At 43.1% G+C, this 21,263-nt stretch carries 20 protein-coding genes; 13 read left to right on the top strand and 7 right to left on the bottom strand.

The features are described from left to right. The first annotated feature begins 251 nt into the window (after positions 1–251). The 5 genes from ABSB80_RS05340 (at position 252) to ABSB80_RS05360 (ending at position 7,044) form a co-directional block, all read left to right on the top strand. The gene (locus tag ABSB80_RS05340) at positions 252–1,124 is read left to right on the top strand and encodes a DUF5806 family protein (protein WP_428368904.1); all 873 of its coding nucleotides are present in this window, start codon (positions 252–254) and stop codon (positions 1,122–1,124) included. A 3-nt stretch (positions 1,125–1,127) separates the two neighbouring features. Beyond that, on the top strand, positions 1,128–1,544 hold the full coding sequence (gene mobB, locus ABSB80_RS05345) for a molybdopterin-guanine dinucleotide biosynthesis protein B (protein WP_428368906.1): 417 nt from the start codon (positions 1,128–1,130) through the stop codon (positions 1,542–1,544). 20 nt (positions 1,545–1,564) lie between these two features. Further along, positions 1,565–2,929 carry a phosphoglucosamine mutase gene (gene glmM / locus ABSB80_RS05350; RefSeq protein ID WP_428368908.1) on the top strand — a complete coding sequence of 455 codons (1,365 nt, stop codon included), beginning with the start codon at positions 1,565–1,567 and terminating at the stop codon, positions 2,927–2,929. Positions 2,930–3,191: 262 nt separating this feature from the next. Beyond that, entirely contained in the window at positions 3,192–6,749 is a 3,558-nt protein-coding gene (locus ABSB80_RS05355) for a hypothetical protein (protein WP_428368910.1), read from the top strand. Position 6,750: 1 nt separating this feature from the next. Then, the gene (locus tag ABSB80_RS05360) at positions 6,751–7,044 is read left to right on the top strand and encodes an acylphosphatase (protein WP_428368912.1); all 294 of its coding nucleotides are present in this window, start codon (positions 6,751–6,753) and stop codon (positions 7,042–7,044) included. Here the strand turns inward: ABSB80_RS05360 and cas1 are convergent. Further along, positions 7,028–7,963, bottom strand: coding sequence for a CRISPR-associated endonuclease Cas1 (gene cas1 / locus ABSB80_RS05365; protein ID WP_428368914.1), 936 nt, complete (start codon positions 7,961–7,963; stop codon positions 7,028–7,030). The genes ABSB80_RS05360 and cas1 overlap by 17 nt on opposite strands. A 218-nt stretch (positions 7,964–8,181) precedes the next feature. Between cas1 and ABSB80_RS05370 the strand changes: the two genes are divergently transcribed. From ABSB80_RS05370 to ABSB80_RS05380, 3 genes are read left to right on the top strand one after another with little or no spacing between them, the layout of a single operon-like run. Next, positions 8,182–9,471: a phenylacetate--CoA ligase family protein gene (locus ABSB80_RS05370; protein ID WP_428368916.1), complete on the top strand. Its 1,290-nt coding sequence runs from the start codon at positions 8,182–8,184 to the stop codon at positions 9,469–9,471. Next, positions 9,471–10,772 carry a phenylacetate--CoA ligase family protein gene (locus ABSB80_RS05375; RefSeq protein WP_428368918.1) on the top strand — a complete coding sequence of 434 codons (1,302 nt, stop codon included), beginning with the start codon at positions 9,471–9,473 and terminating at the stop codon, positions 10,770–10,772. The genes ABSB80_RS05370 and ABSB80_RS05375 overlap by 1 nt, the downstream gene beginning before the upstream one ends. Next, positions 10,773–11,207, top strand: coding sequence for an ACT domain-containing protein (locus ABSB80_RS05380; RefSeq protein WP_428368920.1), 435 nt, complete (start codon positions 10,773–10,775; stop codon positions 11,205–11,207). 7 nt (positions 11,208–11,214) lie between these two features. Here the strand turns inward: ABSB80_RS05380 and hxlA are convergent, their stop codons facing one another. From hxlA to cobT, 5 genes are all read right to left on the bottom strand, one after another. After that, a complete protein-coding gene (gene hxlA, locus ABSB80_RS05385) occupies positions 11,215–12,501 on the bottom strand; it encodes a 3-hexulose-6-phosphate synthase (RefSeq protein ID WP_428368922.1) in 1,287 nt (428 codons plus the stop codon). Positions 12,502–12,774: 273 nt separating this feature from the next. After that, on the bottom strand, positions 12,775–13,281 hold the full coding sequence (locus tag ABSB80_RS05390) for a nitroreductase family protein (protein WP_428368924.1): 507 nt from the start codon (positions 13,279–13,281) through the stop codon (positions 12,775–12,777). 53 nt (positions 13,282–13,334) lie between these two features. Then, the gene (locus ABSB80_RS05395) at positions 13,335–14,375 is read right to left on the bottom strand and encodes a DUF3821 domain-containing protein (RefSeq protein ID WP_428368926.1); all 1,041 of its coding nucleotides are present in this window, start codon (positions 14,373–14,375) and stop codon (positions 13,335–13,337) included. Positions 14,376–14,440: 65 nt separating this feature from the next. Then, the gene (locus ABSB80_RS05400; RefSeq protein WP_428368928.1) at positions 14,441–15,001 is read right to left on the bottom strand and encodes a GMP synthase subunit A; all 561 of its coding nucleotides are present in this window, start codon (positions 14,999–15,001) and stop codon (positions 14,441–14,443) included. Between the two features lie 37 nt (positions 15,002–15,038). Beyond that, the gene (cobT, locus tag ABSB80_RS05405) at positions 15,039–16,049 is read right to left on the bottom strand and encodes a nicotinate mononucleotide-dependent phosphoribosyltransferase CobT (protein WP_428369192.1); all 1,011 of its coding nucleotides are present in this window, start codon (positions 16,047–16,049) and stop codon (positions 15,039–15,041) included. A gap of 97 nt (positions 16,050–16,146) precedes the next feature. Between cobT and ABSB80_RS05410 the strand changes: the two genes are divergently transcribed. After that, positions 16,147–16,581 carry a phosphatidylglycerophosphatase A gene (locus ABSB80_RS05410; protein WP_428368930.1) on the top strand — a complete coding sequence of 145 codons (435 nt, stop codon included), beginning with the start codon at positions 16,147–16,149 and terminating at the stop codon, positions 16,579–16,581. Then, entirely contained in the window at positions 16,578–17,288 is a 711-nt protein-coding gene (gene cobS / locus ABSB80_RS05415; protein WP_428368932.1) for an adenosylcobinamide-GDP ribazoletransferase, read from the top strand. Before ABSB80_RS05410 ends, cobS begins: the two co-directional genes overlap by 4 nt. Positions 17,289–17,508: 220 nt before the next feature. Here the strand turns inward: cobS and ABSB80_RS05420 are convergent, their stop codons facing one another. Further along, entirely contained in the window at positions 17,509–17,805 is a 297-nt protein-coding gene (locus tag ABSB80_RS05420; RefSeq protein WP_428368934.1) for a hypothetical protein, read from the bottom strand. Positions 17,806–17,968: 163 nt separating this feature from the next. On the opposite strand from ABSB80_RS05420, the gene tuf reads away from it, so the two are divergent. From tuf to ABSB80_RS05435, 3 genes are read left to right on the top strand one after another with little or no spacing between them, the layout of a single operon-like run. Then, positions 17,969–19,246, top strand: coding sequence for a translation elongation factor EF-1 subunit alpha (gene tuf / locus ABSB80_RS05425; protein WP_428368936.1), 1,278 nt, complete (start codon positions 17,969–17,971; stop codon positions 19,244–19,246). A 20-nt stretch (positions 19,247–19,266) separates the two neighbouring features. Further along, a complete protein-coding gene (gene rpsJ, locus ABSB80_RS05430) occupies positions 19,267–19,575 on the top strand; it encodes a 30S ribosomal protein S10 (protein ID WP_428368938.1) in 309 nt (102 codons plus the stop codon). A gap of 9 nt (positions 19,576–19,584) precedes the next feature. Beyond that, positions 19,585–21,246: a flippase activity-associated protein Agl23 gene (locus ABSB80_RS05435; RefSeq protein WP_428368940.1), complete on the top strand. Its 1,662-nt coding sequence runs from the start codon at positions 19,585–19,587 to the stop codon at positions 21,244–21,246. Positions 21,247–21,263 lie beyond the last annotated feature (17 nt).

Consider the following 21,263-nt stretch of genomic DNA (forward strand, 5'->3'; position numbering starts at 1 on the left):
AGCAGTAACCCTGACATTTTCCCATCCGTGTTTTACCTTCCTTGATTTTAGGGAATCAAATCCGGATGATCTTCGGAACCTCATTATAATGAATCACGTAAAATTCTGAAAACGACGAGAAAATCAAAGTATCGACGAGATAATAATTGATCTGGTTTGAAAATAAACCATATATTGCTATATACAAAACAGTCAAATAATCCACTCATTGCCAAAACATAGTCTCAAAAAGATATACAGGAGTATCATGTATGGACGATGCGAATATCCAACAGGAGATCAACAAATATAAAAAATTCAAAAAAGTGGATGGTGCAACATATCGGAAAGTTAACCAGTTTTTACGTAAGCGCACGTACATTACGGCGAGGGAGTGGGCATTAGCCCGGTTATGTACGGATTTTCGTACATCCGGAGGTGCAGAAATGACATTTATCGGGAAAAATCTTCCGGAACTTGTTCCTTTCATGGAAGAGACCTATACTCCTCAGGCTGTAAACCAGGCACGGAATTCTTTTAAAAAGAAAGTTCGTAAAGCAAGCGCCACCTTTTTCTATGGTGCTATGTGCGGATTTTTTACCACTGATGAACTTGACGATCTGCTTTTTGAAGCGAGTGAAGTGGCGCGATTCCTCCTTGAAGTAGAGGGGACAACACTGGACATCGATGAAGAGATCGATATTGAAGATCGCATTACCAAGGTAATGAGGAGTGTCGGCGAAGCGGCAAAAACCATCCTCAAAACCCGGAGTGAAGAGATCGATACCCGCGATCACCTCCCGAATCCTGAATCTGACATGGCAGATACCAGAACAACGTCAATTGAAGGGACGGAGACTGATCCCGCAGATCCTTCTGGTTTTGGAAAAAATGGTGGAAATAAGACAGTAATTGATACAGATGCGGTCCAAGTACTGATTGAAAAGACGGAGTTGTCCACTGTTGGTATTGGTAAGGATATGATTGGCGAAGCACAATCTCATCGACTATCATCACATAGTATTTTTTTAAGAACGGATCAAGAACGTACGAGTGTTCACGAAAATGAAGAAAAAATGATATTATGTAAAGAAAGAGATGATGCAAATTCTCAAAAAACTAAGCACGTAAGCGAGGAGAAATAACCCGTGAAAGTGATTCAGGTTGTTGGAAGATCAAACTCCGGCAAAACCACCTTTATTAAAAATCTTATTCCCGAACTTAAAAAATATGGCAAGGTTGCAGTTATAAAGCACCTTGGCGATCATGACTATCTCCTCGAAGAGGGAAAAGACACGACGATCTTTTATGATGCCGGGGCAGATATCACCGTCGGGATAGATGCGAACAAGACCGTTATTACATTTCGGAAAAACCAACTTGATGATACATTACGTATGCTATTTTTTCACAGGATAGATTACGCTATCATCGAAGGTTACAAGGAGCGGTCGTTCCCCAAAATTGTAATCGGTAATCTTACGGTCGATCAGTATATTTTGCGTAATCCCACGGTAGACGAAGTAATTAAATCTCTTCCTCATTTTGAAGATTTTCAGACTTGAAACAAATAACGGGGATAAAAATGATAACGAAAAAGATCCAGAAAAGGTTGTTCGGGACAAACGGGGTTCGGGGTATTACTGGTAAAGAACTTACACCGGAACTTGTAATGAAGATCGGGGCATCCCTCGGAACAATGCGGAAAGGGCGAATTGCTGTCGGGCGGGACACCCGTACGTCTGGTCGAACCTACATCAATGCCATCAAATCGGGCTTGCTTGCGGCAGGTTGCGATGTCGTAGACTGCGGCATTCTTCCCACACCTGCACTCCAATACCTTGTCAAAGAACAGTTTGATGGGGGTGCAATGATTACAGCGTCCCATAACCCCCCGGAATATAATGGCATCAAGATCATTGAACCGGATGGAACGGAAATGGGGGATGAGGAGACCCTGAAACTAGAACAATTGATATTCGATGAACCCTTTTCAACACACACATGGGATCACATTGGCCACGATCTGAACGCTCCCCGCCTTATTGAAAAATATATTACAGCAGTGGCGAACCACTTCACTGGTAAACCTGGAAGAGGGATGACAGTAGTTGTAGACCCGGGTTCCGGTCCTGCATGTATTACTACCCCACGAATACTTTCACTGATGGGATGCAACGTGATTACCATCAATTGTATATTGGACGGGACGTTTCCCGGTCGTTTACCGGAGCCTTCTGAGGAAGGACTTCAGAATTTGTCTTCTCTGGTAGTCAGTAGCGGGGCGGTATTCGGTATAGCCCATGATGGTGACGCTGACCGCGCAGTATTCATCGATGAAAAAGGCCAATTTGTTGAAGAAAATCAGGAGTTCGCGGTTGTGGCACAACATATCTGCCGCCAGAGTAAAGGAACAATTGTTACACCTGTGAGTACGGGACAGATAGTGGAGATGATAGCCAAAAAAGAAAATTGCCCGATTACTTTTACACCGGTCGGTAGCATTTATGTCGCCCGTACAATGCTCTCACTCATTGACCAGGGAGAGCACGTAATATTCGGGGGTGAGGGTAACGGCGGGCTCATTTTCCCTGATCACCAGTTCTGTCGCGACGGGGGGATGAGCGCCGCAATGATGGTCCTTATTCTTGCTTCAACCGGAAAAAAACTATCAGGACTCGTAAAACAGTTACCCAAACGTCATATTATAAAAGACAAGATTGTCACTCCACAGGGTGAAAAAATATTAGAGGCCCTGGGCGTATTCTATTCTCAAAACCCGATTGATCGCACCGACGGCTTAAAAGTTTTTAAGGATGATTCTTGGGCACTGATCCGTTCTTCCGGTACCGAACCAATTTTACGAATTATTATAGATTCTGAAAAACGTGAAACGGGTATTGCATTTCACGAGGAGCTTAAACAGGAGATACAGAAGATCGTTCAATAAGAAATAACGATCATCGGGCTAAAATCAAATTCTATTTTTCCAGATTTAATCCTAATTATTATCGTCAAAAATGAAATTTGAAAATATTCAAAAAATCGGTATTTTGAAATTTAATCAATATTATTGAACGTTTTGTCAAATTCGATAATAAATGCCCATTATAACCAAAAAAAAAAAAATTGCACGCAAATGATATCAAAAAATTTATTTAATATTTCAGTCAAATTGAGTTTACTCAGCAATATTGAACTTGTGATAATGAATGGTCCGATCCGAAGAAATTTTTGACGAAATACAACGTGCGTTTCCTGTAGAGGATTGGAAAGATATTGCAGCGGTTATTGAAAATATCCAACATACGAAAGGATCCAAAGGCCGTAAGAATCTAATTATCAATATTAATAAGGCAATTATTGAGATTGCACTGAAAAAAAATAAACCAACATTATTATTATCTCTCCCCAATCCCCAAAATAATGAAATCGATAATCTTTTTTCACAGACTATTAAACAATATATTTTAACAAAAGATGATGCCTGGCTAGAATCTGTATCCTCTCTTTCTGAAAAACTGAATAAAAAAAGCGATCAGTCACGAGTTTTCGCAATGATTGCCCGTGATCTCATTGAAGCAGGAGTGTCAAAAACGGATCCTGAACTTATCGGAACTGGCATGATTATGCTTGATCGGATAAGTTTCAGAAAATATCGATCTAATATAATGATTGATATTATTCCTTTGCTAATCGTATGGGCAATAACCACACGCGATCAACAACTTCTCTACACCTCCCTCCATTTAATTGAAGATATTGGGGATATATCAAAACGGGCAGTACTCCATGCAGAACTTGCAAAAGCATTGGCAACAATTTCCATTTTGAAAAAGGATCGATCGTCATTTTTTAAGAGCATCAGCAGCGCAACAGATATTCATCAGAAAATACGACGCCAGGACTGTCTTTCATTCATCATAGGTAAAGGGGCGAAATCCGGTTTCAGTAAAGAGATGACGGATATTCCCCTCTTTATGAATAATTTTAACGACGTCACTCACGATGCATATCTCGAAATAATAAGTTCTCTGACGGAACAGCTACTGGAACGTGTCAAAGAAAAGAAACAAATTATCAATATACTACAGACATTGTGCGATGATAAACCCGAGGTAGCTGCTACCCTTGTCCTGGATCTCCTGAAAAAGGCTGAACGATCGGGGGATAAATGGTTCCTTTCCTCTGCACTGAAACTTCACGAGCACCAATCTGAGACAGAAACGTGTCCAACCAGAGAAATCGTTCGTGCTGGAATATCAGTTGCCCTCAATTCTAATGAAATGCAAGTCTTGACAGATCTGATTCCTCTCATCGAAAAAAACTGTAATAGTCTAATTTTGTCACGGATTTACCTTCATTTTTCCCAGATAATGCTTTCTTCGGGTGATTTTAATTCCGCTCTTGAAATTTTTGGAAAAATTTCTCATGAGATTGAAAACCTCCCCCAATTTACGGACAGCCTGTCACATTTGCTGAAAAAAGGGATAGCAAATGATAACATTCCATTAATTAAAAATGCCATTCTTATAAGTCTGAAAAAAGACGTTGCCAATAATGCAATCTACAGGTCAATAATTGAAGTTAGTAAGGAGAACTCTTTCAAAGATATTATAGAACATAGTCAGTCGATTAAAAATCTTATCAGTATGCATCCAAAAAAGGACAATCTCATTCTTGAAAGCATAACGATTCTTATTGATCGTGGATTTCTGGAAATATATGATCCCGAAATTCTCATTCAACTTGCCGAATCGATTGGCGAACAATCATTGAAAGAACGGGCAATTTCGAATATCGTCATTAAAATAGCAAAAATAGGGGTACGAACAAAAAACCGAGATTTCCTCCAGAGAGCAGTCGGCCTCACGTGCGAGATTGATGGACAGAGCACAAGATCCGCAACATTGAGCAGCATAATCGATGATGCTTCAATTCTCGCTGCACAGCAGGGAGATCTGGATCTTCTTTTAAGGATGAAAGTTTGGAGCAGTTCTCTTCTCGAAAAGGATCTTGCGACATATGCAATGGCAAATATAATCGATGGAGTTATAAAATATGCAATCGATAAAAAGTCTCCCGATGCTCTTGAAGATGCTCATCTTATTGCCTCGGATATTAACGATCCATCGCTCAAAGCACAGTTGTTTGAGCGGATAGCTGAATGTTTCGTGAAAATCGGTTGCATTTTTATCAAAGACTCCAGATTTTCAGAATTAGAGGATTATTTCATATCAGCACTTCAACCATTCGAACGGGGACTTCAGATTATCAAACACAATATCAAATCCCCTCAAATCTCGCTCAAGATTGCCGGTATAATTGATATAATCATATCGTATTCAAGAGCCAACAATAACCGAGATTATATAATACCCATGGTAATGTATGCCATTGAAATAGAAAATTCGTACGAACGGGATGCAATGATGTCCCGGATTATTTCAAGTCTTGATGATGATATCCTCAGCCCTAACTCTACCGATCCTTATGAGATTCTGGCATCACTCCTCTACAGAAATGATGCATCCAAATCAAACCCGGTCATTTTCAGATTGCGGTTTCAGGTTCTTCAGTTAGTCAACGATCCATACCTAAAACTAAAGGGATTATGCGACCTGGCGGATTCCTTGATAATAATCCATGATTATAACAAGGCATATCAGATTCTGGACAATATTTTTAAAGATCTCGTGAGTTTGCCTGCAGAATACCAGAAAGTATTGATCCTCTCTGATCTGACAACACTGTATTGCAGATTCGACGCAAAATTTGCCTCACAATGCCTAAAAAAAGGAATACAGCAACTGGACCGGGTCGAGTTTGACAAGGATGCAATGGCTCGCAGGCAGGTTGTATTCGCAATAGTCAGTCTGAATGCAGTTGAACCGGATTCTGAATGGATTAATGTTGCTTTGGAAGTTGTTCAAAAAATTTCCGATCCCGTAGAGTACATTAATTCCCTTATTGCAGTTTATGGTATAGTTCGGCAAGACAAAGATCAATGCAGTAATTTGTTACATTTTATGGAGAACGCAGCAGAGAAGATCTCTTCACCATACGAGAAAGTTATCACCCTCCTCAATATCATCCCTCTTCCATTACAAAGCTCTGACGATGCTACATCCCTTGCTCTTCTTAAAAAAACTGATACATTAACCAAGAAAATTAACATTCAATCGATTGGCGATAAATTCCGCGACAATATTGCCCGGATCTATTCCATGCTCTACCAAAAAAATAACGATAATAAGTTCCTCTCTTTGGCTATCCAGATTACAAAATCAATTGAGGATGATGATTTGCGGTTTGACCGTCTTAAAAAAATGGGATACACTCAAGCGTACGATATTCCCCCGCTTTATTTAAAAATTAAGGCACTGTCAGAAAAGATGGTGACAGACGGTATTCATCCAAATCAGATTACATCGCTTGAACGACTGGTTCGATCAGTTGCGGATCGCGGGAAAGAAGCAATTTTTTTCTGCAATCTTGCAGTTTTTTTCAGAGAGAAAGGAGAAGAAAAGGTTTCGCGCCGGATGATCCAGAATTCGATAAAAGAAGCCCGTATAATTCGTCCGCTTTCAAGAAGATCCTTTGTGATGTGCGATATCGCCTTGAAAATCTATTCTGCTGGGTGCGACCGCGCAGCACAGGAAATTCTTGATTTTGCAATAGATGCTGCAACAAATATCCGGCAATCATCTATACGGGACGAAGTGTTCGACGAACTTGGAATTGCAATAAAAATCATGCAGGGGTTATAATGTGAACACTATAGAGATTCTCATAAGTGGCAGAGTTCAGAAAGTAGGATTCCGGGCTTGCGTGCGACGGATTGCAACTGATTTGAATGTAACCGGAACCGTGATCAACCTTGCTGATGGGCGAGTGCATATTTGCGCTACTGGAGAACCTATAATCCTTGAAAAGTTTGTTTCAATGGTTTATGGTTGTCCCCGTGCAATAATCAGAGACCTGCGGACCACTGAAATTCCTCATAAACAATTTAATGATTTTTCGATAATTAAAAGCGACGGCCGCATCAGTACAGAACTTTGAATTCCGTGTTATTCTGCATCGAATTGCAGAAATTGATCACCTGCTCGTTGATTTTCTTATTATTTATTGTTTTATATAACATCCCGATCATCTGTTTAATGAGATCATCTGACAGTATACAACGGGTTGGTGTTTGTTCATAATCATTGGATTTAAGTTTCTCGCGTGCAACCTGAAACACAATGGGATCAATCATTTCTGCTTTTAAGGGTTCAATAAGATCGTGAACCAGGCTCCCCCTGCCATCATGGATAAGGCCGATATCGGGATCGAGATGTAAACCCACGACGGGAACGCAACAATTCCCATATAACATCGCATATCCAATTGAGAGCATGGCGTTGATGGGATCTAACTGGGGGCGGCTCGTCCTTCTTCTGAACACAAAATCCGGTGGAGTATTCCGCGACATTATTTCATAATACATATCAGATGTAAGCCTGTGGAGCCGGCGAATCTCATCCAGCTTGATAAGAAACGCCAGTTCGTCATGGGATTTGAGAAGAAATTCTAATTCACCCTCATAAAAAAGAGAGATTTTTTGATTTTCTTCGATTCGCTCAATGGCCATCAGCCGGGATTTTATTGAACTTTGGGCAATTTTTATTGCGTATCGTTGCCGTGGAATAGACTGCTGGATCTCTTGAATCTTTGTTATGCTCCGATCATCAAATGGCTGAATTGTTCCGACAGGACTGCCATCCGCTTCAAAGAAGGAGATAAATGCGCCATTTTTCACGAGCTGGATTACAGTCGTTGTACTGAGGGTATGTCCGCCAATAAGGAGGAGATTCTTGACGGTTTCTATCGGAAATTGTTCGTAATTATTTTTTTTCTGGACAATCAATAGTTTCTGGGTCGATTTGATATGAGCGCCGAACCCACTTACCGACAACCAAGGATAATCCGTCCCAATCAACTCCAGAAAATGCAATATAGTTGTCTAAATAGTATCACATTTCCACTGATTAATTCATCGTTTTGGCATATTGCGCAATTCTCTGCCAATTTTCTTAAGAGTCTTACAGAGTTTACCAGGAGGGTATTCCAGGAGGGTATTTCATCAATTTCGGTGAATATAAACCGTAGAAAGCGGTATACATACATTTGTCATGTGATAGCAACAGGGGAGCGTTAATGTTCTGGGATAAAAAAATCGAAACGATGAAGCCTAAGGACTTGCAGGCACTTCAGTTCAAACGTCTGAAAAAAACCTTATATCAGATTCAAAATGTTGAGTTTTACCGGAAGCGCCTTGCTGAAGCGGGAATAAAAAGTTCTTCGATCAGGACGCTGGAAGACATAACAAAAATACCATTTACCAAAAAGCAAGACCTCAGGGACGGATATCCATTTGGTTTTTTTGCAGTTCCTCTAAAAAAAATTATTCGGATTCATACGACTTCAGGAACAACGGGAAAGCCTACCGTCGTTGGCTATACTCGTAACGATCTGGACATCTGGTCTGATCTCATTGCACGGAATATGACAATGGTAGGGATCACTAAAAATGATGTTTTCCAGAACATGGTGAATTACGGGATGTTCACCGGGGGACTCGGGTTTCATTATGGAGCGGAAAAAATCGGTATGATGGTTATCCCGAGTGCAACAGGTAATTCAAAACGCCAAATCGAGATGATTAATGATTTTGGCGTGACTACAATCCACTGCACTCCCAGTTACGCTATGCACCTTTCAGAAGTCGCGGAAGAGATGAACACCTCCCTTAACTCACTGAAAACGGGTCTTTTTGGTGCTGAACCCTGGTCAGAAAGCATACGAAAAACGCTTGAAAAAAGATTGGGTGTGACTGCATATGATTCCTATGGTTTAAGCGAACTTTTCGGGCCGGGCGTCGCATTCGAATGTCAGGAAAGGGACGGCCTCCATATCTGGCATGACTGTTATCTTGTTGAGATTATCGATCCAAAAACGGGAGATCAACTGGCAGATGGAGAACGGGGTGAACTTGTAGTAACACCCTTAGTAAAAGAGGCGATGCCATTACTGCGGTACCGCACAGGAGATGTGAGTATGCTCATGGAAGACGGGTGCATTTGCAGGAGAGGTAAAAAGATTGCCCGGATAACAGGAAGAAGCGATGACATGCTTGTTATTCGAGGAATTAATGTTTTTCCCTCCCAGATCGAACATGTACTCCTGAAAATACCCGAAGTGGGAAATCAGTTTATGGTATATATTGACAGAATTAATCATCTTGATGAGATGACTGTAGAAGTGGAGATCAACAGAAATTATTTCAGCGGAGAACTTGCTGACCTTGCAAAACTCCAGAAAAACATTGTCAAGGAATTGCGGAATGCACTGGAACTCAGGACTACGGTGAAGCTTGTCGAACCCGGATCGCTGCCTAGATTTGAGGGCAAAGCAAAACGAGTGATAGATCGAAGAGAGGCAATATAATGGTGTGCTGGGACCCCCGTATTGAGGAGATGCCAAAGGCGGATCTCCAGAGAATGCAGTATAAACTGCTTAAAAGCCTTGTATATCGTCTTTATAGTTTCTCTCCGTTTTATCATGATCGAATGAAAGATCAACATGTTCATCCGGACGATATTCGTGAACTTGCAGATGTAAAAAAACTTCCTTTTATGTTCAAACGGGATTTACGAGATAATTATCCTGACAGAATTTTTACGGCTTCACAGGATGAACTTGTCAGATACCACGTATCAAGTGGAACCACGGGAAAACCCACCGTTGTCGGATATACCCAGAACGATCTGAATACCTGGACAACCTCTCTTGCCCGCGGCCTGACTTCGCTCGGACTCGGCAGGGGAGATGTGATTCAGGTAAGTTACGGGTACGGTCTGTTCACCGGAGGTCTTGGTATGCATTATGGTGCAGAACGTATCGGCGCAACAGTGCTTCCCACAAGTGTCGGGAACACAGAACGCCAGATCGAACTGATGCAGGATCTTGGTGCGACAGCCATTGCCTGTACTCCATCTTATCTCCTGCACATCGGGGAAGTAGCAGAAAAGATGGGGGTTGACATTAAAAAAGACACGAGACTTCGCACAGGAATTCTTGGTGCCGAACCTTGGACTGAAGGCATGCGTAACCGAATCGAAGACTGGCTGGGTATCAAGGCTTATGATATTTATGGGACAAGTGAGCTTTCAGGCCCAATGTTCACAGAATGTTCGGAACAGAAAGGATTTCATCTCTGGTCGGATGTGGCACTCGCTGAGATCATTGATCCTAAAACCGAAGAAACGCTTGAGGCTGGAGAAAAAGGTGAACTTACTATCACGATTCTCCAGAAAGAAGCCCTCCCCATGATCCGGTATCGTATTGGGGATATCTCATCGATTGACGATGACGTCTGTGCCTGTGGCAGGACACATCCGCGTATCCAGCGGATCCAAGGCAGGGTTGATGATATGCTGATAATAAGGGGCATCAATGTATTCCCATCCCAGATAGAGTATGGGCTGATGGCAATTCCGGAAGTGGGACAGCATTTCCAGATTGTTGTTGACCGAAAGGGGGCACTTGATGATATGCTTGTCCGTGTTGAATTGACCAAAGGATCATTCAGCGATAAGATCAATGATTTGATGCAGATTCGGCAGAAAGTGGAGCACCGGCTCAGGAACTCATTGAATGTGAACGTTGATGTGGAACTGGTCGAGCCGGGTTCATTGCCCAGATTTGAAGGAAAATCAAAAAAAGTCATAGACAAGAGGTCGTTATAAATGGACACAAAAAAATTTGTGATAAAGCAGATCTCGATATTTTCTGAAAACCGCCCTGGGAGGCTTGCAGCAATTGCCCATGCACTTGGCGAAGAGAATATCAATATTCTTGCTTTTAGCATAGCCGAGGCGAATGGATTTGGAGTTGTCAGAGCGCTCGTAGATCATCCGGAAAAAGCACATGATAAGCTGTTGTCCCTTGGTTTTAATATCGCATTTACCGAAGTTATCGCAGTAAAGATGAAAGACCAGCCCGGAGGATTGTATGAGGTTGCAAAAATTCTGGGAGATTCAGGTATTAATATTGAATATTCATATGCCTATTCAGGAAAAGAGGGTGCAGTACTCATTCTCCGCGTTGATCAAATTGACGACGCAATCCGAAAAATACAAAATTCCGGTGCGACGCTGCTTGAAAAATCCGTTTTCCATTAAAATAAAATCATTTCTTTTCCCATTTAATCAGTTGCACAACTTCTGACAGCGTACTTCCCCTGCGAATCTCTTCACGTATTCTCTCTTCGTCCTTTCTCACTTCGAGCGCCCTGCGGGCAATTTCATAGGCTCGTTCCGAAGGAATTACAACTACACCGCTCTCATCGCCGATAATCCAGTCACCGGGTCGAACATATTGTCCACAGCACTGTATTTCGGTGTTGATCTCTCCCAGCCCCTTGGGTTCACCTGCATTCGGGACAATAGCTTTTGCGAAAAGGGGGAACTTCATTTCCCGTATATCATCAACATCCCGCACCGCGCCATCAATAACAACACCGGCAATTTCTTTTTTTATACAACTCAGCGTGGCAAGTTCCCCCCACGGAGCAACATGGGTCCCGTTGTCATTATTGATAACAATGACTTCATTTTTATTGGCAATATCGATCGCCTCGACGGGCTTTGCCCAGTCACCCGCGAATGTCTGAACTGTTACGGCCCTTCCAACCAATTTTACGTTGCCACAGATAGAGATTATTCCAACCATCGCACCTTTACGATGCATAGCGTCAGTCACGTTGGGTGCAGATACCTGCATGAGGAGAGCACGGGTCTCTTCATCGGGGGATCTCATTTTATGGGGTTCGAAAGAAGGTGCATTCATTTTTTCACGGATCTTTCTCGTAGAGCCGGCCACATCAGAGGAGCGGATAATATTTCCACCAACAATCACAATTTCAGCACCATACTGTACTGCTTCTCCGGCTCGTTCAGCATTTATCCCACCGGCGACCGCAAGGGGGATATGAATCCGGTCTGATAATTTCGTAAGAAGATCGATGGAATCTTTTCCACTCATCTGTTGATCAATACCTACATGGGCGCAAATTATATCAACACCCATTTTTTCAAGCTGATTTGCACGAGTCAACGGATCATTGACATTAATCAGGTCAGCCATAATCCGGACACCATAAAGTCGTGAAGCTCGTATGGCTTCAGCAATAACAGAATCATCAGCATCGGCAAGAATACAGATGATATTCGCACCTGCTTTCGCGGCCATCTCCACTTCAAGAGTTCCGGTATCAGCAACTTTCATATCTGCAACAAGGATCGATTCCGGAAAATGTTCTTTCAGGGACCGGATTGCCTGCATACCCTCGCTTTTGATAAGGGGCGTTCCTGCCTCAATCCAATCGGCACCACCATCCAATGATTCTGAGGCGATCTGCAATGCCCGTTTGAGGTCAAGAAGATCAAGTGCCACTTGCAGAACCGCATTTTTCATAATCAAGATGTGTCCTGCCCGAGGCTTAATGATTACGAGAAAAAGAATCTGGATTTACGAGTAAATGACGGGATTATGATTAGAAGACAAAATGCAGTTTCGCCGAATGTGTTCTATTGCGAAGGTGGTATGAGTGCCATAATATTCTATAATAGCGCTCTTTCTTCATCGGAAATTACGATAATCTCAATAATTATCTGACATATTTAGTCTCATTCCATTTTTATGACAGGCGTGGGCGTTTCAGGAAAAAGAGAGATTATGATTCGGGGATCAGTCCATTTTGAATTCTTCGCAAAAGAAGATATGACGTTTGTCTTTTTTCTCTGAAATCGTTATTTCAGCAGGATTGCCTGCAGCAATCAATGATACTAGGGTATATTTTTCTGGTACATTGAGTAATTTTCTAACCGGTTCGGCATAAGATTTTTTATCCCCTGCTACCCAGCATGATGCAACCCCGTATGCCTGAAGTGCCAGAATAAGGTTTTCTGTCGCTGCACAACAGTCTTCAAGGTAATACATCTCATCCCGTTCTCCAAAAACTGCGAAACAAACAGAAGATTCTGCAATAAATTTTCCATTTTCGGTGAGCCCTGCAATATTTGCGAGCATCCCCGGGTTCCTGATTACACCAAACAACCATGGCTGGATATTTTTTGCAGTAGGTGCAAGCGATGCACATTCTATTGCATCCCTGATTACCGTTTCATCGACTTTGCCGGTTTTGAATTTCCGGACGCTATGACGGGATTTGATTACCGTTGTTACAATGTTCATACACCGGAATGGGAGACTCATCCAATAAAATTGTTGTGACTAAAAAGAGGATTTCATTCTTTCCTGAAAAAGAGGACTATCGCAAAGAGCATAGAGGATGCCACAAGAACCGCCTCAAATCCAGTGGATTTTGTCTGAATCGGTGTGTTGGTAAGTGGGGTTTTCGAAATCGTTGCCACAGGGAGTACTGTCGTATTAACCATTTGAACACTGGTTGTATATTGAATAGAAGGGGAGGAAGTAACCGCAGGGTTCACGATTGCTGTGATTATTTGATTGGGTATAACAGTGATTTGGGTTGTGGGATTTGTTATATACCCGCTGTTTGCAATCAGGGGGTTCTGATCCTGATTGAGAAGACTAACCTGCTGGCTGACAGTCTTTCCGATCTGGCCGTAATTATCCTTCATGGAATTCACATCACAATCTGCCCAGATATAATAGGTTCCCGGAGGATAGATATCGCGCTTGCCCGTATTCCAGCTGAATGAAGGGGAAAATGGGTTGGTTGTAACAGGAATGTCAACAATCGAATTGGGCGTTCCCGATGAATCCAAAAGAGCGTTGAAGGTTCCACCTGTCGGAGATTGGACATAGATTGTTACAGGAACTGAATTGACGCCGGTTCTCTGCGTTATCTGAACTAGATTTGTTTCAATACTGAACTTGATATCATCACCTGATGGCACCCATTTGTCAGTTACCTCAACATTAACCGTTGAATCTTCAACACGGATGCCAAGGTGAGGATCGGCAACAATAAAAGCAGTACCATTTGCCTTGCTTGATGCTGAGAACCTGTACCATGATCCTTGATGGGATCCGAAATCGGTTGGAGAGACATAGAAATTTTTCAGGTCTGATATCGAAACGGTATAGTCCGGTGAACTTGTTGCGATCGAAGCACCTGATGCCCACCATCCGATCTGTGAATCCCCGTTCATCACCGAGGTTACATCAAGTCCCTGTTCGCCAATAAAAACAGTATTTCCAGGAGCGATAGTACTGATTGGAGCCGCTGCAGTAACAGGAGTTACAAAAAAAAGAACACCAGTAATCATGAATGAAAATAGAATGAACGTTTTGGTTTCCATGATCTTCCTTATTGTCTCCGAATATATATTTAATACGGCAAATTGATCGACATAAAACACATGGATTACAGAGTATCAAGAATTATTTGGTTAAAATTTTCAAAAACGCGTTTTCCCTCAAACGTATGACTTACTTCCGGGTGCCATTGAAGTCCATAGATATGCATTTTTTGAAAAGCAACCGCTTCTGCACCGCAGATGGATGAATGAGCAAGGAGTGTAAATCCTTCTGGGATCTTAGTAACTTCATCAGCATGCGATGCCCAAACACTTATCTTATCCGGGTAACCTTTCAGGATATCATTATGTTCGCAAATATCTACATCGACCGGTCCATACCCTCCTTTTCGCCCGGTATGCACTTCCCCACCAAATTTTACTGCGATTATATGGAGCCCGAGGCAGATTCCAAGAACCGGCAGTCCAAGATCAAGATAGGTATCACAATTACCGGAACGCTCTAAAGATGGACCCCCGCCCAGAATTATTCCTCTACAGTCCTCCGCTATTTTTTGTGGGGGAGTTGAGTTAGGAATCATTGTAGCGTCAATTTCCATATCACGGAGTGTCCGAAGGATAAGATGATTAAATTGCCCGAAGTTATTGACAATATAGATAGGAAGCATTAGTCTGAGGTTTGTTTTGAGATCCTATTAAGTCTGTTCAACTATAGGTATTTACGGTTGTAAGAATCTTACTTCTGATTGCTTCAGGACTATAACCAAGGAGGTAAGCAAGACACATCGCTCCACCGGCACCCATCCCTTCTTTTACCTCACCAATACAATATCTTGCAAGCCCGATATGCCCGATGTCGCCAAAGCCCGGATCCACATAGGATATACCTATTCCAATCTGTTTTGCCAGATGAACAACATTAGCCGTTGGGTCATCTCTGACATATGTTGTCGTTACTATGTTAGGGAGTGACCCTCCAATAGCTTTTATCACTGCACTTACCGCAAGCATCTGGGTTCCACCGGCTAGGATAATATTACCTGCATAGGTACGTGCGATTCCTGCAGCAACCGGCATCATGGGATCACCAGTATATCTGATTATATCAAGTGGCAGTGACACTTCATCATCGCTGATTCGTTTAAGTGCTAGGCGGCATATCTCATCTTTTTTCGTAACAGGATTGTTTGTAAAACTGCTGCTAACAGCGGCATCATAATTCAATGCACGGAGCACACACAATGCTGTCGTGGTTCCCCCAGGCACGCACTCACCAAGCACAAGAAGGTCACTATATGCAGAAAGAAAATTACCTATCAATTCCCCTTGGCGGAAAAGGTTCCGTGCATGAGGTACGGCATCTCGAAAACGCGGATCCTCCCCAACATTCCCATAAGCGTCGATACAAGGGACTGTCGGCTGATTTTGGAGACCCGAATTAATGAAAACCGGATGCAACCCGGTCAATTCCATCATTGCCCGGGTTATGGTTGCTGGAGTCGGACAACCAGTTGGAGTATTCGGTTTTATCGGCTGACTTTTTATAGTGCCGAATGTAATCAGTTCCGCATCAAGTATTGGGGTTAAAAGAGTTTTTTCCGGTGTGGGACCTGCACCCGAGATTCCTGGAACGGTCGAAAGCAGAGTATTGCCAAGAATGCTGCAGAATAGTGGTTTATCAAACGTAACAGGACAGATGGCTGAAAAGAACCCCATAATTATCAACTCATACATCACCGTTCTTTCAGTTTAGAGATATCGGTTAAAAATTCCACAACGATATAATAGTCCAAAAAATCCAACTCTTATTCATATGTTTGAGATCGAACAGCGATTACGAGATAATGGAATCACACTTGATGACATTGTCACTGCAGCCATGGGATTGTACGTCTCTCATGGAATGCCGGAGGATCTGGCGGCAGTTGAAATCAAGCATAAAATAAAAAAATATCTTGATGATCCAAATGTCGCCTCCTTGATTCTCGGAGCAATTCTCCTTGAAGATGAACTTTATAAAAAAAGAAAAAATTCTGAAATTGCTGATGATCCTATTTTTTTGCTAAGTGATGAAATCATTGGTATGGCCATCGCTGAGTGCATTGGAGGTACCTATGCACGGTTCGAATTTACCCGTTACGATCAAAAAAAACCCGGCATCCTTGCAAGATTAGGACCATTTCTCGATGATGCCATTGCAGGACTGATCGCCGGTTGTACATCACGCTTGTATGGCGAATGTTTATGAAACCTGTTATTTCTCTCCTGCAATTTACAACAGTATTGCCTTTGGGTAAGGTAGAGGATCTTGAAAATTTCGGCAGGCATTCCTATATTTATCCTCTTGCAGGTTACATCATCGGATTGATCGTAGCACTACCGGTGTTCTTTATTGCTGACCGGACAGTTGCTGCGGCAATCGCTATTGCAATGTTGATGTTAATCACCGGTGCTCACCACTTCGACGGATTGCTTGATTTTGGTGATGGCCTGATGGCTCATGGGAACAGAGAGAAAAGGGTGAAGGCCTTGCTCGACCGGAATATCGGGGCCGGAGCTTTAGCACTTGGGATAACAATTACAATCCTCTTATTTGCGGGGCTGCAGGAGTCCCCTTCTTTAATTGTTGCGATAATTACCGGCGAGGTCTGCGCAAAGTTTTCCATGTCTTTTTTAACAACGTACGGAACTCCATTTCGTGAGGGGATACACAGCTATCTTCACAAATTCTCCCAGAAGTCATTCCCTCTCTTGTCTTTACTCCTTTGCCTCCCACTTTTTTTCCTGCCTGTAGAACCGATAAAGATCTTCGGATCTCTCATCGTGATGTTCCTTTGTCCGATAGTGCTGGTTGTTATCTCCAAGCATCTCTTTGGAGGGGTAAACGGCGATGTAGTCGGTGCTTCAAATGAGATCACCCGTGCCTGCGTGATTCTCGCGATAGCACTTATCTAGCGACGGGCGATCGAAAACAGGACCCTCCCCCAAATTTTTTAGATTAAAATTAATTTTAAGTAGATAAATCCAACCTAGGTGTTAACCGCAAAAATATCTTTCCATATCGGGTTATCGAAGGCAGACAATAAAAGATGGTATAATAGCAAATTGACAGTTTTAAATAAAGATTCAGATGTAAAAACTATGATATCAATATCAAAACACACATGGGAAAGAGTCAATATAATCTCTCATATCCATGTCCTGCATCATCTTCGCATTGAATCGCGGTCCCATCCCGGATGAGTGAGTTGAACATCATTGCTGCATTCATCAGGTTTTCATCTGCTGCGGATCCACGTTTCATATCATTTAGTGCCTGCGTCTGAGGTGTGGGTACTATCCGGCTTGTCGTTTGAACTCCCTTACAGTGCTTACAATACGCGCAGTGGCTGTAGACCGAAACGTCACCCTCAGCACAGGTTACCGTAACCCGGCTCTTTTTTTCATCCCGCTGAAGTGGCAGAATCTTCATAATGAAGATATTCAAGCATCAGATATCATAATGTCGATGTTTATTTACATCGGAAAAATGCTCTCGCAAATCGAAATGCTTTATATAGTTGGGTCTCATATAAGTAATACTCGCATAAACTGACTGTAAGCGGACAGTCCCGTACATTTGGAGGATCAATTAAATGGCATCTGACAAGCCCCATATGAATCTGGCTGTAATCGGCCACATCGACCACGGAAAGTCTACCACCGTCGGACGAATGATGTTCGAGACCGGTGCAGTACCTGCACACATTATCGAAGGCTACAGAAAGGAGGCCGAGTCCAAGGGCAAGGCAACCTTTGAGTTTGCATGGGTTATGGACAACCTCAAGGAAGAACGTGAAAGAGGTATCACAATCGATATTGCCCACAAGCGGTTTGATACGCCGAAGTATTATTTCACGGTCGTGGATTGCCCAGGACACAGAGACTTTGTCAAGAACATGATTACCGGTGCCTCCCAGGCTGACGCTGCAATCCTCGTTGTCGCCGCCGCAGATGGGGTAATGGAACAGACCAAGGAGCATGTATTCCTTGCAAGAACCCTTGGTATTACTCAGATCATTATCGCCATCAACAAGATGGACGCAGTAAAATACGATGAAAAGCGGTTCAACGAAGTCAAGAAGGACCTCTCCGATCTCATCAAGATGGTCGGATATAAACCCGATGAGACTCTTTTTATCCCGATCAGTGCCCTTGGCGGAGCAAACATTAAGGTAGTCGGTCCAGAAATGCCCTGGTACAAAGGCCCGGCACTCATTCCGGCACTTGACACCTTCAAAGAGCCCGACAAACCAACCGACAAACCATTCCGCCTCCCAATTCAAGATGTGTACAGCATCAGCGGTATCGGCACAGTTCCGGTCGGCCGTGTTGAAACCGGTATCATGAAGAAGGGGATGAAAGTTTCCTTCATGCCTGCCAACAAGGATGGAGAGATCAAGTCCATCGAAATGCACCATGAAGAGATACCCCAGGCAGTACCCGGTGACAACGTCGGTTTCAATGTCCGTGGTATCGGCAAAGGAGATATCCGCCGTGGTGATGTCTGTGGACCCGCAGATGCCCCGCCAACGGTTGCCGATGAGTTTACTGCACAGATTGTCGTACTCCAGCACCCGAGTGCACTAACGGTAGGTTATACTCCGGTCTTCCACTGCCACACCGCCCAGACTGCGTGTACATTTATCGAGCTCAAGAAGAAGCTCGACCCACGCTCCGGTCAGACCAAGGAAGAAAACCCGACATTTCTTAAATCAGGTGATGCCGCCATTGTTGTCATCAAGCCAACGAAACCGATGGTCATTGAGAATGTCAAGGAACTCCCGCAGCTCGGCAGGTTTGCTGTCCGTGATATGGGTTCAACGATCGCCGCTGGAATGTGCATCGCCATTCAGCCGAAACAGATGAGATAATATTATTTTTGGTGAACAACATGCAGAAAGCCAGAATTCGCCTGACAGGGACAGACTTCAAGAAAGTAGAGATGGTCTGTGACAGAATCCGGGAGATTGCCGAACGCACAGGTGTGAATCTGGCCGGCCCGATACCCCTCCCAACCAAAAGATTGGTTGTGCCGATACGGAAGAGTCCGGATGGAGAAGGGACCGCAACATGGGATCGCTGGCAGATGCGTGTACATAAGCGCCTCATTGATATCGATGCCGATGAACGTGCACTCCGCCAGTTAATGCGCATCCAGGTGCCAAAAGATATTGGCATTGAGATAGTTTTAGAAAGTTGAAGGTGCGGCGTGAAACAGGCCGCTCATTTTTCCAGTAAACTCAAACAGGTATTCACTTTTGAGAGAGTTCTTTTATTAATTATCCTCATTGCAATTTTTCTGCGTTTCTGGCAGCTCGATCTCAAGTTACTTCATCATGATGAAGCAATTCATTCCTGGTTCTCTTTTCAGTTACTCACCCAAGGAACATGGGTATATGATCCAAGTTATCATGGACCTTTCCTTTATTATGTTACAGCGGGGATGTTCTCATTATTCGGAGCTTCAGACCTCGTCGCTCGTCTTCTTCCCGCCCTCTTTGGAGCCCTCCTGATACCGCTTGTGTATTATGTCTATCGTCTTGGGTATATCAATAAGAATCAGACACTTCTCGCGGCGTTATTTCTCGCCATATCCCCGGATATGGTATATTTTTCCCGGTTTCTCAGGCATGACATCTTTATGCTCTTTTTCACATTCCTGCTTCTTGTATCCCTTCTCTATTATTTTGACCGTGGAAAGATCAGGTTTGCAATAATTGCGGCGATTGCAACCGCGGGGGCTCTGTGCTGCAAAGAGGAGACACCAGTAATTCTGATTATTTTTGCTTCATTTTTCTTCTATGCTGTTTGGAGAGGTCGTCTGGTCCTTCCATCTCATTGGAAAAAACACAGCATTATTTTTTTAATTCTTGTTGTTGCACTAACGGCTCTCCTCTACTCAGCATTCGGGTTCCATCCGGAGACTCTCGTAGGACAAAACTTTCAGGTATCTGTCACCGGAGTCCATTTCGAGGCAGATACAACCGGGTGGTACCAGGCTGTTGTTCACTGGAGCTCAATGAGTAACGAGCAGCGTCTTGGCGGGCCCTGGTTTTTTTATATCCCTCTTTACCTGCTCTATGAACTTCCGATTTTTATCCTCGCAATGATCGGGACTTTCCAGTACCTCCTGGCTGGAGAGGATATTTTAGTACTAGTAAAAAAGACCAGAAACTGGGTACTGCACCGAGGGTTTGCTCTCTCAACCAAAGAACTTGCGACAGTCAGCTTGGAACAGTTAAAAAGGGGAGATGAGATACATTCAAAATCCGATCTCTTTTTCGGATTCTGTATTTACTGGATGATCCTCACCATGGCATTCTATGCCTACGTTGGCGAGAAAGTCCCTTGGCTTCTGATTCATCAGCTCCTACCGATGTGCTTTGTTGCAGTGTACAAGATTAACTGGCAAAAGACTGCAATCGCACTTATTGGATGTATTTTCCTTATTACCATGACATGGCATGTCGCTTTCATTCCAGCGGATATCAACGAACCGATTGTCCAGGTCCAGAACTCGGAAGATCTCCGTCAGGTAATGCAGTTGATGGACGCTTCGGATCGTGTCGTCATCGCATCGAAAGACTATTGGCCTCTCCCGTGGTATTATCGTGGTCATCGCTGGTTGGATAAAATTCAATTGTACAACGATCTTCCTGAAATTGCCAGCTTAACACAAAATAATCCGGGGGTAATTATCCTTCACGATACTGAAAGCTACCCATCGATTGAAGGCTATGATAAAACGACCTATAAACTGGATTATTGGTTCTCTTTTTATGATAACGAAGACAGACTTCTCGATTATTATATTCACCGCGATGGGAAGATGGGCAGTATCAATATTGATGTTTTTACTCTCAAAAAATAATATAAACATGTCTCGTT

It is taken from the genome of Methanoregula sp., from assembly GCF_050010295.1.
Taxonomy (GTDB): Archaea; Halobacteriota; Methanomicrobia; order Methanomicrobiales; family Methanospirillaceae; genus Methanoregula.